The 14,538-nt window shown below is 62.6% G+C and carries 15 protein-coding genes and 1 tRNA gene; 8 read left to right on the forward strand and 8 right to left on the reverse strand.

Annotated elements, in window-relative coordinates; translation table 11 throughout:
- Positions 1–22 precede the first annotated feature (22 nt).
- Complete coding sequence (locus Q1V51_RS06390; RefSeq protein ID WP_300554326.1) at positions 23–2,134, reverse strand: AsmA family protein; 2,112 nt, start codon at positions 2,132–2,134, stop codon at positions 23–25.
- Positions 2,135–2,265: 131 nt separating this feature from the next.
- Between Q1V51_RS06390 and Q1V51_RS06395 the strand changes: the two genes are divergently transcribed.
- Positions 2,266–3,063 (forward strand): M48 family metallopeptidase, encoded by a 798-nt coding sequence (locus Q1V51_RS06395; protein ID WP_300554328.1) that lies wholly within the window; start codon positions 2,266–2,268, stop codon positions 3,061–3,063.
- A gap of 121 nt (positions 3,064–3,184) precedes the next feature.
- A tRNA-His gene (locus Q1V51_RS06400) sits at positions 3,185–3,261 on the forward strand.
- Between the two features lie 27 nt (positions 3,262–3,288).
- Here the strand turns inward: Q1V51_RS06400 and Q1V51_RS06405 are convergent.
- Positions 3,289–3,615, reverse strand: a complete 327-nt coding sequence (locus Q1V51_RS06405) for a hypothetical protein (protein WP_300554329.1) — start codon at positions 3,613–3,615, stop codon at positions 3,289–3,291.
- Positions 3,616–3,751: 136 nt separating this feature from the next.
- On the opposite strand from Q1V51_RS06405, the gene Q1V51_RS06410 reads away from it, so the two are divergent.
- Positions 3,752–3,919: a hypothetical protein gene (locus Q1V51_RS06410; RefSeq protein ID WP_300554331.1), complete on the forward strand. Its 168-nt coding sequence runs from the start codon at positions 3,752–3,754 to the stop codon at positions 3,917–3,919.
- A gap of 262 nt (positions 3,920–4,181) precedes the next feature.
- On the opposite strand, the gene Q1V51_RS06415 is transcribed toward Q1V51_RS06410, so the two are convergent.
- Entirely contained in the window at positions 4,182–4,598 is a 417-nt protein-coding gene (locus Q1V51_RS06415) for a DUF6491 family protein (RefSeq protein ID WP_300554332.1), read from the reverse strand.
- A 140-nt stretch (positions 4,599–4,738) separates the two neighbouring features.
- Here Q1V51_RS06415 and Q1V51_RS06420 point away from each other — a divergent pair, with 140 nt between their 5' ends.
- Both Q1V51_RS06420 and Q1V51_RS06425 read left to right on the forward strand, forming a co-directional pair.
- On the forward strand, positions 4,739–5,560 hold the full coding sequence (locus tag Q1V51_RS06420; RefSeq protein ID WP_300554334.1) for a hypothetical protein: 822 nt from the start codon (positions 4,739–4,741) through the stop codon (positions 5,558–5,560).
- An 81-nt stretch (positions 5,561–5,641) separates the two neighbouring features.
- Entirely contained in the window at positions 5,642–6,775 is a 1,134-nt protein-coding gene (locus Q1V51_RS06425; RefSeq protein ID WP_300554336.1) for a DUF2336 domain-containing protein, read from the forward strand.
- Between the two features lie 40 nt (positions 6,776–6,815).
- Here the strand turns inward: Q1V51_RS06425 and Q1V51_RS06430 are convergent, their stop codons facing one another.
- The 4 genes from Q1V51_RS06430 to Q1V51_RS06445 all read right to left on the reverse strand — a co-directional run bounded on the left by Q1V51_RS06430 (position 6,816) and on the right by Q1V51_RS06445 (position 9,764).
- A complete protein-coding gene (locus tag Q1V51_RS06430) occupies positions 6,816–7,316 on the reverse strand; it encodes an Hpt domain-containing protein (protein ID WP_300554337.1) in 501 nt (166 codons plus the stop codon).
- Positions 7,317–7,327: 11 nt separating this feature from the next.
- Positions 7,328–7,831, reverse strand: a complete 504-nt coding sequence (locus tag Q1V51_RS06435) for a response regulator (RefSeq protein ID WP_300554338.1) — start codon at positions 7,829–7,831, stop codon at positions 7,328–7,330.
- Positions 7,832–7,900: 69 nt separating this feature from the next.
- Positions 7,901–8,677 carry an NAD kinase gene (locus tag Q1V51_RS06440; RefSeq protein WP_300554339.1) on the reverse strand — a complete coding sequence of 259 codons (777 nt, stop codon included), beginning with the start codon at positions 8,675–8,677 and terminating at the stop codon, positions 7,901–7,903.
- A gap of 28 nt (positions 8,678–8,705) precedes the next feature.
- Positions 8,706–9,764, reverse strand: coding sequence for a DUF2336 domain-containing protein (locus Q1V51_RS06445; RefSeq protein ID WP_300554341.1), 1,059 nt, complete (start codon positions 9,762–9,764; stop codon positions 8,706–8,708).
- Positions 9,765–9,859: 95 nt separating this feature from the next.
- On the opposite strand from Q1V51_RS06445, the gene egtB reads away from it, so the two are divergent.
- Both egtB and Q1V51_RS06455 read left to right on the forward strand, forming a co-directional pair.
- The gene (gene egtB, locus Q1V51_RS06450; RefSeq protein ID WP_300554342.1) at positions 9,860–11,122 is read left to right on the forward strand and encodes an ergothioneine biosynthesis protein EgtB; all 1,263 of its coding nucleotides are present in this window, start codon (positions 9,860–9,862) and stop codon (positions 11,120–11,122) included.
- Positions 11,123–11,201: 79 nt separating this feature from the next.
- Complete coding sequence (locus Q1V51_RS06455) at positions 11,202–11,969, forward strand: class II aldolase/adducin family protein (RefSeq protein ID WP_300554344.1); 768 nt, start codon at positions 11,202–11,204, stop codon at positions 11,967–11,969.
- A 763-nt stretch (positions 11,970–12,732) separates the two neighbouring features.
- On the opposite strand, the gene Q1V51_RS06460 is transcribed toward Q1V51_RS06455, so the two are convergent.
- Positions 12,733–13,293, reverse strand: coding sequence for a cytochrome c family protein (locus Q1V51_RS06460; RefSeq protein ID WP_300554346.1), 561 nt, complete (start codon positions 13,291–13,293; stop codon positions 12,733–12,735).
- A gap of 205 nt (positions 13,294–13,498) precedes the next feature.
- Here Q1V51_RS06460 and Q1V51_RS06465 point away from each other — a divergent pair, with 205 nt between their 5' ends.
- Positions 13,499–14,461 carry a nitronate monooxygenase family protein gene (locus tag Q1V51_RS06465; RefSeq protein WP_300554348.1) on the forward strand — a complete coding sequence of 321 codons (963 nt, stop codon included), beginning with the start codon at positions 13,499–13,501 and terminating at the stop codon, positions 14,459–14,461.
- Positions 14,462–14,538: the final 77 nt, after the last annotated feature.

Consider the following 14,538-nt stretch of genomic DNA (forward strand, 5'->3'; position numbering starts at 1 on the left):
AGCGCAGGCCTTCACGCAGGGCCTAGTCCGGCCCGTCGCCATTATCATCATCGGAAGAGCGGCTGCCGAACAGGCCGCGCAAGAGTTGCTCCGCCGGGTCGACCTCTTGCGGTTCGCTATTGCCGTCATCGGAGGCCGGCTCTTCATCCCGCTGGCCCAGGCCGATGGCGTCGAGCAGGCCCTGGCGCAACGCGTCCTCCGGGCTTTGTGCACCGCCATCACCGCCCAGCGCATTGCTCAAGGCACCGCCCAGGAGGGCGCGGCCGACCGCATCGGTATCCACACCGACGGAGACGTCATTGAAACCGCCGCGGATGCGGACCGGAATTTCCACCCCTTGAAGATCAGACGCGCCGCCCTGGCCCTCGATCGAGGCGACCAACCGCGGGCGCATGCGCAGGTCGAGGTTTTGCTCGCCCATATTGACCCAGCCATTGCCGCCCACCCGCAGCAGGGGGCTGAGCATGGACAGATCGTCGGTCGTGGCGCGGCCACCGGTCAGGGTGAAAGAGCCGTTGAGCGAGGAGAAATCGGTTTGCGCCTGGTCCCCGGTCTCGGCCTGGCTCTCATCCTCGCTGCTGGTTTCCGCTTCGCCGGCCGGGGCCGCGTTGAAGAAGCTGTTCACATTGCGGATCGTCTCGGCCAGGTTGATGCCGATAATGGCGCCGTCGCGGAAGGCGAACTGACCATTGCCCGAGAGCGAGCGCATGATCGCCGCTTGGCTGTTACCCGACGCGCGCAGATCGACATTCATGCCGCCGTGACCGGCAAGCCGGTCAAAACCCGCTGCTGCTGTCAGGAAGGGGCCAGCATCAAGCCCGTCAAGATTGGCAGTGACGCGGAAAGAGGGGCGATTAGTGCGATTATTGGCCACAACACGAACCGCACCACTTCCGTCATAAAGGCCGAAACGGCGCAGACGTGCATCCAGGCGGCTGTTTTCGATCGCCACATCCAGATCAACATCGGAGATGTCGACTTCACCATATTCGAACAGGCCGACGGAAAGATCGAGATCGGCATCGATTACACCCAGGCCGGACAGGTCGATGGGGGCTTCGCTCCACGGCGGAATGCCAGCGCCTTCACCATTGCCGGAGCCACCGGTGGACTGTTCGGGGAGATAGGGGGTGATATCGAGTGCCGGGACCGTCAATGCGCCTGTGACGCGCGGGCGCGGGCCGCTGAGGGCAATGTCGAGATCGCCATTCCCTGTAATCTCGTCGAGGCGGACCTGGGCGCCGTTTAGCTCGATCCGCTCAGCGCTGGCGACCAGATTGCCGGAGGCTTCGACCCGTTGCAGCTGATCGCCCGGCGGCAGTTCGCTGCCGGCAAAGGTGGCCAGGCTGCGCAGTGACGGGATTGTGGTGTCGATCGTGCCGGCCAGCACGAAATCAGGGCCTTCGCGAACCAAGCCATCAAAACTTGCCCGCATGATATCTCCGCCGAGACGGAGCGAGATCGGGGTTTCAGCGCCTTCGAACAGGCCGCGCACCGAGCCCAGCTCGGCATTGAAGGTCAATTGCTCGCCATCGGCGTTCAAGGCGCCGGTCAGACCGGCCGGCTCGTCCAGAGATGGCAGGGCAAGGCGGGCATTGAGGCCGCGGATCTCGCGGGTCTGGCCATTGCCGGAATAGATCAGCGTGGCGTTTTCCACCCGGACATCGCCAAAGGAGGCGTCAAAGGGCAGCGCGCCCGGGCGGCGCTCAAAACCCGGTCCGGCGGCCGGCTGGGCGGCCGGGGCGGTGTCGCTGCGGAAGGTCCAGTTATTCCCTCGCGCATTGCTCGAAAGCCGGATCACCGGATCCACGAGGACGAATTCCTCGACCTCCACCGAGCGCGAGAAGAGCGGGATCAGGCGGATGCCGACCCGCAGTTCCGACATCTGCGCCATCGGATCGCCGCCAAAGCCCTCTGCATTCGCGATGCTTACATCACCGGCCCGGATCTCGACCCGCGGTAGTAGTGACAGGCGCATATCCCCGGCCAGCACGACATCACGGCCCAGCGCTGTGGACGCTTCGCTGGCGACGCGCTCGCGATAAGCCTCGGCGGGAATCAGCATCGGCACAGCGATCGCCAGGCCAACCAGCAAGACAATGAGGATCAGAAGAAAGCGTAAAAGGCGGGGCATGGTGCGGCGTGCTCCTCGGGCGGGACTGTTCCGTGTTAGCCGCCCGTCGTGACCATTTCTGGGCGAGACAGGCAGAAACTGCTGCGCTATTCTATACATAGACAGACCATCAGTCGAAGGGGGAAGAAGGCATGTCGTCGAACGAGTTGAAAAATCTGATGCAGCGTCGCGAGGTCATCATGGGCCTGGCTGCGGGTTCCATCGTGCCCATGCTGGGGGGCTGCGCCGACAATGCAGCGCTGGGCCGGTCCCAACTGATGCTGGTCTCGGACGGGCAACTGGCCCAGCTCTCAGACCAAGCCTGGCGCGACAGCCTGCAGCGTGAACGGGTGTTGCGGGATCCGAGCTATCAGCGCCGCCTGAACCGGGTCGGCCAGCGCGTCGTCGATGCCTCCGGCCAGACTGACAAGGACTGGGAATTCGTTGTCTTCGACAGTGACACCATCAATGCCTGGGTCCTGCCCAACGGCAAGGTCGGCTTCTACAAGGGCATTCTCGACATCATGGAGAGTGATGACCAGATCGCCACCGTGATGGGGCATGAAGTCGGTCATGTCGCGGGTCGCCACTCTGCCGAGCGTGCCAGCCAGCAAATCGCGGCCCAGATGGGCGTCTCTCTGATTACCTCTGCGCTGGGCTCGAACCAGCAGACCGCGGCCTATAATGACGATATCGGCGCGGCGCTTGGCATGGGTGTGACGCTCGGCGTTATTCTGCCCTATAGCCGTCAGCACGAATACGAGGCTGACCGCCTCGGCGTCGATTACATGGTGCAGGGCAATTACAATCCGCGCCAGGCGATCGATTTCTGGCAGAACATGTCCGACCTGCACCAGGGCGGCCGTCTCGAATTCATGTCGACCCACCCGTCAGACGATAACCGCATCGCCGCGATGCGTTCGCACATGACGGCGCGAGGGTATGTGTAGGGCAGGTTCTGCCAGCGTGTAATCGCGCCTGAAAAAGCCCTGTTCCGATGCTTGCCTAATCAGGGCGCGGGCGCTAATTTCCCGCGCCTTGACGCAGGTCGTGTGCCACCTGCTCACGCGTGCCGCCTTAGCTCAGTTGGTTAGAGCGCTAGATTGTGGATCTAGAGGTCCCCCGTTCGAACCGGGGAGGCGGTACCATTTTTCTCCTACGACACCATCACGACGTTATACCGGCTGAGACACCCGGTCGTTGGCAGGCCGGGTATCCTTTTTATTGGTGGCGGGATCGGTATCGGCCTGGCCTGCGGCGACCCCGGCGGCCAGGGTCTGGATAAGAAAGATCAGCGCCGCCATTTCCAGGCTTTCCTCCAGGGTCGCGAACAGGTCCCGCGTAGGGTGTGTGATCCCGAGATGGTGCGGATCGATGTGGGCGAGGTATTCGCCGGCGATCAGTTCGATCCCGACGGCGCCGCTGACGAAGGCCGCACCAGCGAGGACCAGCCGCAGCGCCAGGGCACGCGCCAGGCAGAAAAACCAGCGCCGGAGAATCACGCCCAGCGCGACCACTCCGAGTACATAGGGGATAGGCGAGGCGGCGTAGGGCAGGACATCCGAGCCGAGATAATAGCGCAGAGCCGAGTTCGACCTGACCTATATCATTACCGATCTCTCTCTCGCATATGGCCCGGTGACCTTCACGGCCGGTTGGCGTGTCCTAAAGGGTGACGACAGCAAACGCATTCTCAACCCGCTCGGGGCCAATCATTCCGTGCTGGGCTATGCCGATGTCTTCACGGGTGGTGGTCTCCAGGGGAGCGTTGATGGTCTCGAGGACGCTAACCTTGCTGTCTACTAATTCGTTGAGCCGGAGCTTGGCTTTTTCGAGCAGGTCGAGTTTGGGCTGTGCCGGCACGAGCTTTCCGCTCCGCGTACGGGCCGTGACCTGGGCAGCGAATGGGGTGCCTGGGTGTCGTTCGACCCGCACGGCAATATCGCGCTGCGCTTTGATTCTTTTGACTTCGAGGGAACCAATGACCCGGTGTAGCCGGGAGACCAGTCAAAAATCTGGATCGCTCTGACCTATCGCCATTGATGCCGGGCCAAGCAGTCGAAAAAGCTCAGCGCGATCCGGCTTCCGCGTCTTCGGCGGCGTCCGCGGCAGCGCGTTGTTCGATCAGGATGCGGGCTGCTTCCTCGCTGTCCACCTCTTCAATACTGCGGATATAGCAGCGTCCCTCGCGGGTGGTAATGTATTCAAATTGCGGGCTGTAAATCGTCTGGGTGCGCCCGAAACTGGTCCGGATATGGACGCCCGCGCGCAAACCGAAGCACTGGCGCTGCATCGTCACCAGATAACGGCGAGATACACCGCCGCGCAGAAGCAGATGCTCGTTATCCATCACGGTGTAGCCATTGATATGGACGAGGCGGACACGCTCATTGCGCCGTTCCTCCTCGCCCTCATCCGCGGTCGCGGGCAGGGCCATCAGGCAGGCGGCAATGGCGGCGGTCGTGATACTTGCGGCGATCTTCATGGCATCTCTCCACAGATTCATCCCTCGGTTGAACCCTAGCACGACGACCCGGGAGAACCAAGGCGTTAACGAGCGGTTAGGAGCGGCGCAGCGAGGCTTGGGCTCGATTCGTTTTCAAGCCTTGCAGGAGCCGCGCTGTGGTGAGCCGCGTCGAAATGAATATCCCCGAGGCCACAGCCGGGCTTTTGCGCCAGACGGCCAGCGAGACCGGGGTCGATTTTGGCTATTTGGCTCGGACAGCAGCGCGCGAGAGCAATTTCGATGCGCGGGCCGAGGCGCGGACATCCAGTGCTGCCGGTATGTTCCAGTTCATCGAACAGACCTGGCTGGGCACGTTGCAGCGCCATGGCGCCAAGCATGGCTATGCCGCTGCCGCGGCCGCGATCGATCGCGGCGCCGATGGCCGCTTCACCATTTCCGATCCGGCCCGGCAACAGGAAATCCTCGATCTGCGGTTTGACCCGGCTGCCTCGGCGCGCATGGCCGCCGAACTGGCCGGAGAGAATGCGCAGGTCATCGAAAGCCGACTCGGACGCCCGGCCAGCGGAGGCGAGCTGTACGCCGCCCATTTCCTGGGAGCCAATGGAGCCGCCGGGTTGATCGCTGCGGCCGAGCGTACGCCGCAGCGCCGTGCTGATGAATTATTCCCGCAGGCTGCCGCTGCCAATCGCCCGATTTTCTATGATGGTGCCCGCCCGCGCGGCGTCGCCGAGGTGCTGGCCTCTCTCACTGGCGAGGCCAATGGCTCCGCAGCGGTTATGGCGCCGGTCCCTGTCAATCCGGTCCCTGTCAATCCGGTCCCGATCCAGATTGCCGCCGCACCAGGTGCGACGGCGTCCCGTTCAACTGGTCCGGTGGCACCGGGTATGACGCGTTTTCACGGCGGCGAACTGTCACCGGCGGTCGTGGAAATCCTGGCCGAGCTGGATGCGCCGGAGCGTGGGGACCGGGAAAAGGCTTAACCGGACGCGGTCAGCGAAAGACTTCATTAAGCATACCGGCTCATCCTGCTCGCTCAGACCCATTTATCCGGCGAGCAAGCGATGAGCGTTGTTACCCTTCGAAACCGACTGACTGATACCGATATCCGGCGCCTGGTGCGCGGACGGGATGAGGAAGACCGGGCCCTCGCGGCGCGCAAGGTGTGTCAGCTGATCGATACTGCCAAGCTTACCGATGTCGAGCGGTCTGCCGTCGGCGGTATTCTGGATCTCATTGTCCAGGACGCTGCGGAAATGGTGCGCCGCTCCATGGCGGTGACGCTACGCCAGTCCAAGAACCTGCCGCGCGAGATCGCCATCAAGCTTGCGGCGGATGTTGATTCGGTTGCCACGCCAGTCCTTTTGTCCTCGCCGTCGTTTGAGGCCGAGGATCTGGAGGTGCTGGTTCGGGCCTCGGACAGCTCCAAGCGCTGCGCCATTGCCGCGCGCGAGAGCCTGCCGCCCAGCGTTGTGCACGAGATTATCGAGTCCGGTGACGACAAGGCGACCGGTATCGCGGCGTCGAATAACGGCGCCGAGTTTGACACCGAGGCCTATGAGAAGGCGTTCGCGGCTTTCTGCGAGAATCCGGCCGTGATGGATTCCTTTGTGGCCCGGACGCATCTGCCGGTGGAGATCACCGAGAAGCTGGTCGCCCATGTCAGCCAGGAGGCGGCCGAGCGCCTGGTGCGAAACCACGCCCTGCCGCCGCAGCTGGCGATTGAGCTGGCCGAGGGCGCGCGTGAGCGGGCGACGATCGATCTCGTCGATCAGGCTGGCGTGGCGCAGGACCCGGAAGCCTTCGTCAAACATCTGCGGATGAGCGGGCGCCTGACGCCTTCTCTCATCCTGCGGGCCGTCCTGCGTGGTCACATCGTTTTCCTCGAGCACGCCTTTGCCGAGCTCGCCGGCGTCACGCATGGCCGAGCCTGGTTGCTGGTCCATGATGCCGGTCCGCTGGGGCTGCGTGCGGTCTATGACCGTACCGGCATGCCGCCGCGTCTCTATCCGGCGATCCGGGCGGTTCTGGATGTCTATCATTCTATGGAAATGCCTCAGGACGAGGCCGGACGCTCGCACTTCCAGCGCGTCCTCGCCGAACGCGCCATCACCCGCTTCCAAGGCATCCCGGAGGATGATCTGGACTATGTGCTGTCGCGTTTCGACAGCGATGCGCCCATGAAAATGGCCGGGTAAAAACCCGGCCGCTTTCAGTCTTCCAATTTTTTATAAGACCCTAGTCGTCTTTCCACGGCTCGGCGAAGGCTGCCGACTGCGTTTCCAGCTCTTCTGCCAGGGCTGCGGCAACTGCGTCATTGGTGTCGCGGATATTCTGGCTCAGCGCCGCGCGGATTGCATTGACGTGGGCTAGGGCGAGGGCGCGCGGAGCCTTCTCACGTTTCTCGTCCAGATCGATCAGCTTGGTCAGGGATTTCGCCAGACGGGTAATGATCGGGAATTCATAGGTCGAGCCGACGCCGCGCAGGTCGTGCGCGCGAATGAACAGAGTCTCACCGGCCTTGCCCTTGAGCCCTTCGGCTTTGACCTCGGCCGCTGCTTCCTCAAGCTTCTGAACCTCTTCTTCCAGCCAGGTGCCAAAATCGCTGCGCAGATCCTTGATCGCATCTTCCGCTTTTTCGATCAGGTGCAGATCGCCCGCGCTGATTGGACCACCGATTTTCACCTGCAGAAGGTTCGGCGGATTCACAATCTCGACATCTTGTTGCGGCTTGGCCATGGGGCGTTCCTTTACCTGGCAATAGTCATGGGGCCATCGAGGGACCTGTCTCTCGATCGACGATCTGGCCCTAAAAACGTTTCGGTTTGGATAAAATTCCGCTCATCTGTAATGACTTCGCGCAAAGTCTGGGACAATGAGGCGGCCGTGAAGGGTTTGACGAGGAAGCCATTGGCGCCCGCAGCGCGGGCCATGGTGATGCGCTCGGCGTCGTCATAGGCCGTCAGCATGACCACCTTGACCCCGGGCGCGGGGGTGCGCTGCGGATCGCGCAGTTCGCGCAACAGGTCGAAACCGCTGCGCGGGCGCATCTTCTTCCAGTCTGTCAGCACAATGTCGTACGGATCCTGGCGAAGCTGGGCGAGGGCACGGTCGACGCCATCCACATCGGTGACCTTGGCGACACCGAAGGCGTTTAGCGAAACCCGCAGCAAACCCCGCAGGGCCGCATTGTCGTCAACGACAAGTACGCGCTGCCGGCTGATGCCGTAATCGTCCTGGGTCTGTTCCGTCATGGCCTGGCGCCCGTCATTCAAAACCGACCGCTAGCATAGGGTCGCTTGCTTAACGGCGCGCTAAACCGGTCAGCTTTCGAACTGTTCGGCCAGGATGCGTTCGGAGAGATTGCGGTCGCCGTCGAACAGCATGGTCAGGGTTATGTCGCGGGCTTCCTCGACCTCGACGCGGACGATTTCGCGAAATTCCTTGTTGTCCGCCACCGCCGATACCGGCCGATAAGTCGGTTCGCAGACCTCGAAACTGACCTTGACCGTGTGCGGCAGGAGCGCGCCGCGCCAACGCCGGGGCCGGAAGGCACTGATCGGCGTCAGGGCCAGCACCCGGCTGTCCAGCGGCAGGATGGGCCCGTGGGCGGACAGGTTGTAGGCGGTCGACCCGGCGGGCGTGGCGACGAGAACGCCGTCGGCTTGCAATTCGGCCAGCCGGTCCTTGTCGTCGATCCGGATCTTGATCTTGGCGGTCTGGCGGGTTTCGCGCAGCAGCGAGACCTCATTGATCGCCAGCGCCTCGAAGGCGTTGTGATGGATGTCTTCGCCCGTAGCCCGTAGCGGGCGGATCCTTGCCGGCTCGGCCGCCTGGATGCGCTCGACAAGATTGTCCTCATGAAAATCATTCATCAGGAATCCGACCGATCCGAAATTCATGCCGTAGACCTGGGCCCCGGTTGCAATCGAGGTGTGCAGGGCATCCAGCATCAACCCGTCACCGCCAAGGGCGACGATAATGTCGGCGTCATAGACGGACACGGATCCATAGCGCTGCTCGAGCCGCTCCTTGGCGGCAAGCGCACCCGGCTTGCGGCTGGCGAGGAAGGCGAGGGAAGGCTGGGAAGTGGAGGTCAAAATGTACGCCCGGCTAAGTGGACGTCATTCAAACTCCCCGGCCCATCTGACGCAAGACTTTCGACGCTTTTTCCGGACCATACATGCGGAAAACATTCGCGGCCGCGGTCATGGCATCGCCTTCGAGCGCCTGGTGCATGCGGCCATGGTGGCGCAGGCCCTTGTGCATGACGGGATAGGCGGTGCGGTCAAGACCGGCGGCCTGGCAGGCCATGGCCGCAGCGCGTACGCCGCCCATAGCCAAGGCTACGCGCCATTGCGCCGGGGTCACCGAGCACAGCTTGGCGAGGGCATGGTCGAACAGCGCAAGATTGCCGGTCTTCAGCGCCGACAGGGCGAACTGGCCGTTCAGTGTTCCCGCGTCCTCAGCGGCGATGACAGCCGCCGCAGCTTCGTCCTCGAAATTTTCGTTCGGCACCCGCAGGGCCGCTTCCACGGTCAGCTCCTCGACCCGGTCCTTGTCGAGACCGAAACGGCGGCACAGCTCTTCGCGCCAGCTTTCCGGCAGCATGATGCAGAGCTGGGTCGCGTAGTCGGTCGACAGGTCATGCCGGCGGGCCAGGGCCTCGCGCAGCTTGGGGTGGTTCTTGGCAACGGTCAGGCAGATTTCCAGCGTGCCTTCGGAAATCTCAGCCGTATCATTATCGGCGAGCGCGCGCAGCACCGGGGCTTCGCCCGGCTGGGCCACCGCATCGGTCACGCGGACGCGCAGATTCTGACGCTTGGCCAGGATCAGGCGATGATCCGGCGAGGTCGTCTGCGCGATGTGGATCATGTCCTCATCGGTCAGATTGGCGCTTTTCTTGATGATGATGCTGGCAATTTCCAGCTCTTGCGTGGCCAGATGGCGAAGAATAGCGTTGGGCGCGAACTTGCTGGCGGAGAGTTTCTCCGCCATGGCGATTTTCGTTTCCGTCTGGGCCGTCCCGGACAGTGTAACCAGCAACTCGCCCGCGACGGGCTCGGCACTCGGAGAGAGTTTTTGAGCGATGCACATATCCGTCACGCCAAGGGCGAGCTGGTGCCGCTTGGACGGGTCGCGCATTTTTGCGAGCGCGGTCAGAGCTTCTTGCGGATTGGCAGCCATGCAGTCCTGATGCGTACTAAATCCTGTTTGGCGTTATTTATCCCATTCAGTTTGAGAACTTGTTAATTCCATTGGTGGGGAAGGGGAAAACGGCTGTGACGCAGGTATTGGACGACACTGTTTTGACGCTTTATTCGGGCGTTCGGGAGCGCTCGCAGGCCCTGGTTGTGACGCTGAGTGCCGAGGACATGTGTGTGCAGACCATGCCGGACGTGTCGCCGACCAAGTGGCACCTGGCCCATACGACCTGGTTCTGGGAGCGGTTTCTGCTCCTGCCGGAGCTCGAGGGGTATGTGGAATTCAATAAGGAATTCAACTATCTGTTCAACTCCTACTATGAGCGGGTTGGAGCCCGCCACCCGCGGCCCGAGCGGGGTTTCCTGACCCGTCCCTCGCTGGATGAGGTGATGGCCTATCGGGCGCATGTCGATGCCGGTATGCGGTCTTTACTCGTCGGTGACTATGTCGCGAGAAACCCGGATGCCGAGGCGCTGATCCGGCTTGGCATTGCTCATGAGGAGCAGCATCAGGAATTGCTGCTGACGGACATCAAGCATGTCCTCTCCCGGCACCCCTTTGGTCCGGCCGCCTACCCGGCCGGGAACACCTCAGTGTCTGCGCCCGCGCTGGGCTGGGTCGAGTTCGACGGCGGCCAGTACAGTTTCGGACACGTGGGCGATGGGTTTGCCTTCGACAATGAGAGCCCGGTGCATGAGGCCCTGCTGACACCCTTCGCTCTGGCGACACGCGCCGTGACCAATGCCGAATACCAGGCCTTTATCGACGATGGCGGCTATCGCACGGCCACGCTCTGGCTGTCGGATGGCTGGGGCACAGTACTCGGCGAGGGCTGGCAGGCGCCGCTCTACTGGCGGCGCCAGGAAGACGGCAGTTGGAACGAGTTCACCCTGGCCGGCGAGGCGCCGCTCAATCCGCATGCGCCGGTCACCCACATCAGCTTTTATGAAGCGGCCGCTTTCGCAGAATGGGCCGGGGCCCGCCTGCCGGAAGAGCGGGAATGGGAGCTCGCAGCGCGAACCGCCGGCGGCGCTCAGGGTCGCTTCATGGATCCGGCTATTGCCGCGCATCCTGCACCAGCTTCGGCGGGTGAGGGGCTGGTACAGATGTTTGGCGATGTCTGGGAATGGACGCGCTCGGCCTATAGCCCATACCCGCGCTATCGCCCGGCAGCGGGAGCCGTGGGCGAGTACAATGGCAAGTTCATGTCTGGCCAACTGGTTTTGCGCGGGGGCTCGTGTGCCACGGCGCCGGGCCATGTGCGTGCCAGCTATCGCAATTTCTTCCCGCCGGATGCGCGCTGGCAGTTCTCCGGTCTCCGGCTGGCGAAGGATATTTGACCTGAGCGCTCTGAGGGCAGATGTTGTCGACCAGTTGGCGATAATCGAAGACGGGTAACAAACCCGGGGAGGCTTCAAGATGGATGATCAATCCGCACCGAATGTAAAAGATCTGGTTTCAGCTGAAGAGTGGAAGGCGCGCTGCGATCTCGCCGCCCTTTACCGTCTTGTCTACATGCACGGCTGGGACGACCTTTTCTTCACGCACATCTCGATGCGCGTTCCAGGCCCCGAAGAGCACTTTCTGCTCAACCCGTTCGGCCTGCTTTACGAGGACGTGACGGCATCGAACCTGGTGAAGGTGGATCTGGAAGGCAATGTTCTGCCGCCTTCGACCTATGGCATCAATCCGGCCGGTTTCACCATCCACTCGGCCATCCACGCCGCGCGCCCGGACGTGAAGGTCGCCTTGCACCTGCATTCCGACGCCGGTGTTGCTGTTGCCGCCCAGAAGCGCGGCCTGCTTCCGATCAGCCAGCTGGCCATGAATGTCTATAACGACGTCAGCTATCACGAGTATGAGGGCATCGCCTTGGAGGCGGATGAAAAAGTCCGCCTGGTTGGTGATCTCGGTGAGAAAAACCTGATGATCCTGAACAACCATGGCACGTTGTCGGTTGGCGATCACCCGTTTAGCGCGTATGTTCGCATTTATCTACTGGAACGTGCTTGCAAGATCCAGGTGATGGCGCAGGCTGGCGGCGAGCTGATTGAATGCGATCAGGCAATGCAGGACCGGGTCTTTGGCCAGTCGGCCGAGATTTCGACCAACGATCTTTTCAAGGAGATCGGCTGGGCGGCGATCCTCGATCGCGTGCGCCGGCAAAGCCCGGGCTTCGACGTCTAGGGCAGTCTCTTTGCCTCGCCGTATTTGCGGCGGCCCCGGTCGAGGCCGGGGCCTGGCCGCAGGGCAAGGGGGAGGCCCTGCTCATCTCCACCGCGCTCTACGACCGGGCCGACGGGTTCTGGGATGATGAGCGCGAGCGCCGGGATGAGGGCTATTTCTACAAGGATGAGGTCGCCCTTTACGGCGAATACGGCCTGACCGACCGGATTACCTTGGTTGGCCGCACGGCTTGGCAAACAGTCGAACAGGTCAGCGCAGACGGCTATGACAGCGCCCGCGGCCTCGCCGCTTCCGAGTTTGCCATCCGCCGTCTGTTCTGGCGCCATGACCAGGATGTTGTTTCGCTACAAGCGGGCATGCTGATCCCGGGGCCCGGTGAGAATGTCACCAACCAGCCGCTCGGCGAAGGTGAGCGCGCCCATGAGCTGCGCGCCCTGTGGGGGCGCGGTCTCGAGGGCAACAGCTTCTGGGATGTCCAGCTCGCGCATCGCTGGCGCGGTGGCCGCGATCTCAATGAAGTGCGTCTTGACCTGACCTATGGCTTTGAGCCCATTGAAGACTGGCAGGTGCTGGCGCAGTCCTTTTCGGTATGGAGCGCTGAACGCGAACGTCCGGGCGCGCCGGAATTCGACCAGCACAAAGTCCAGCTCTCGGTGCGTCGGGCCTGGGGAGAAGTCGACATCCAGGCGGGAGCCTTCTTCACCCCGTCAGGCCGCAATGCGCTCGATGAGCGTGCGCTCTTCCTGTCGGTCTGGCGCCGGTTCTAGCGCGCAGATTCAACGGCCATGTAGGCGATGACATTGCGGCGCGCTTCCGGATCGCGCAGGCCGACAAAGCTCATCCGGTTGCCGGGTACGAAGGCGCGCGGATTCTCCAGCCAAGCATCCATGGTTTCCACATCCCAGACCAGGCCTGCTTCTGTCAGCTGGCGGGAATAGCCAAAGCCCTCCCGGGCGCCCGCCGGTTGCCCGATGATGCCATAGAGGTTCGGCCCAACCAGGTTCCGGCCCCCTTCATTCAGTGTGTGGCAGGACTGGCAGCGGCGATACTGTCGGCCGCCATTGGCAACGTCGGCATTGGCGAATTCAGGGCCGAGGGTCGCGAGCACGGCCTGTACATCGACGGCGGGGGCTGCGGGCTCTGCCGGTGCTTCAGCCGCGGCCGGTGCTTCAGCCGCGGTCGGTGCTTCAGCCGCCGGCTGCGTCGCCGGGCTTGGCGTAGCTTGTGCCGTTTCACGCGGTTCCGGTGCCGGCGCTTCATCGCCTCCACCGCCACAAGCGGTCAGGGCAAGCGTCGAGACGGCAATCAACAACAGACGGGACATGGGCACTACTCCGGTTTGTTTCGTTACTGTCGTTATAGAGCCTCGATGCATCAGGGCTATGCGGCAGGTTGCCGCCAAAAGCACTACATGCACACCTCGACAGGGCTGCAGGCGCAAACTAACGTCGCGAACAGTGTTCACACGAGCGTCCGGATTGCCACAAGAGACGCGGGTGGACCGGTCGATTAAGTCAAAAGGGGACATCATGGCCGAACCGGATATTCTCAAGGGTAAGCTGCGCCTGCCGGTCATTGGCGCGCCGCTCTTCATCATTTCCAATCCCGATCTTGTCATCGCCCAGTGCAAGGCCGGCATTGTCGGATCTTTCCCGTCGCTCAATGCGCGTCCGGTCAGTCAGCTCGATGAATGGCTCGACCAGATCACGTCCGAGCTGGAGAGCTACAACCGCGCCAATCCGGATCGGCCCGCCGCTCCTTTCGCGGTCAACCAGATCGTCCACCGCTCCAATAATCGCCTCGAGGAAGACATGGCGATGTGTGAGAAATACAAGGTGCCGGTGGTGATCTGTTCGCTCGGCGCCCGCGAGGACGTTTACAAAGCCGTTGACGGCTGGGGCGGTATCACCCTGCATGATGTCATCAACCAGCGCTTTGCCCACAAGGCGATCGAGAAGGGGGCGACGGGCCTGATCTGCGTTTCCGCCGGCGCCGGCGGCCATGCCGGTGCGCTCTCGCCCTTCGGCTTCATCGCCGAGACCCGCGAATGGTTTGACGGCCCAATCCTGTGTTCCGGTTCAATCTCGACCGGTGGCGGTGTCCTTGCAGCCCAGGCCATGGGTGCGGACTATGCCTATATCGGCTCGGCCTTTATCGCGACGCAGGAAGCGCGCGCCGATGAGCGCTACAAGCAGGGCATCGTCGAAGGCTCCGCGGAAGACATTGTCTACACCAACCTCTTCACCGGCGTGCACGGCAACTATCTGCGCAAGTCGATCGAGGATGCCGGTCTCGACCCGGACAATCTGCCGGTCAGTGATCCCTCGGCAATGAATTTCGGTTCCGGTGGCAATACCGACGCCAAGGCCTGGAAGGATATCTGGGGTTCCGGCCAGGGCATCGGCTCGATCAAGGCCGTCCAGAGCGCGGGCGATTACATCGATCAGCTGGAGCGCGAATACAAGGCCGCACAGGCCCGCGTCTGCGGCTAAACAAAGCTTAACGCCGGCGGCGCGTTAAACCTGTTATGTTCAATGCACTGGGGGGCGCATTGAGGATGATGGAAAAT

It is taken from the genome of Maricaulis sp. (assembly GCF_030149235.1).
Classification (GTDB): Bacteria; Pseudomonadota; Alphaproteobacteria; order Caulobacterales; family Maricaulaceae; genus Maricaulis.

Coding starts and splice junctions, on each gene's coding strand:
- Q1V51_RS06390 (WP_300554326.1), bottom strand. CDS start 2,134: ATGCCCCGCCTTTTACGCTTTCTTCTGATCCTCATTGTCTTGCTGGTT.
- Q1V51_RS06395 (WP_300554328.1), top strand. CDS start 2,266: ATGTCGTCGAACGAGTTGAAAAATCTGATGCAGCGTCGCGAGGTCATC.
- Q1V51_RS06415 (WP_300554332.1), bottom strand. CDS start 4,598: ATGAAGATCGCCGCAAGTATCACGACCGCCGCCATTGCCGCCTGCCTG.
- Q1V51_RS06425 (WP_300554336.1), top strand. CDS start 5,642: ATGAGCGTTGTTACCCTTCGAAACCGACTGACTGATACCGATATCCGG.
- Q1V51_RS06430 (WP_300554337.1), bottom strand. CDS start 7,316: ATGGCCAAGCCGCAACAAGATGTCGAGATTGTGAATCCGCCGAACCTT.
- Q1V51_RS06435 (WP_300554338.1), bottom strand. CDS start 7,831: ATGACGGAACAGACCCAGGACGATTACGGCATCAGCCGGCAGCGCGTA.
- Q1V51_RS06445 (WP_300554341.1), bottom strand. CDS start 9,764: ATGGCTGCCAATCCGCAAGAAGCTCTGACCGCGCTCGCAAAAATGCGC.
- Q1V51_RS06455 (WP_300554344.1), top strand. CDS start 11,202: ATGGATGATCAATCCGCACCGAATGTAAAAGATCTGGTTTCAGCTGAA.
- Q1V51_RS06460 (WP_300554346.1), bottom strand. CDS start 13,293: ATGTCCCGTCTGTTGTTGATTGCCGTCTCGACGCTTGCCCTGACCGCT.
- Q1V51_RS06465 (WP_300554348.1), top strand. CDS start 13,499: ATGGCCGAACCGGATATTCTCAAGGGTAAGCTGCGCCTGCCGGTCATT.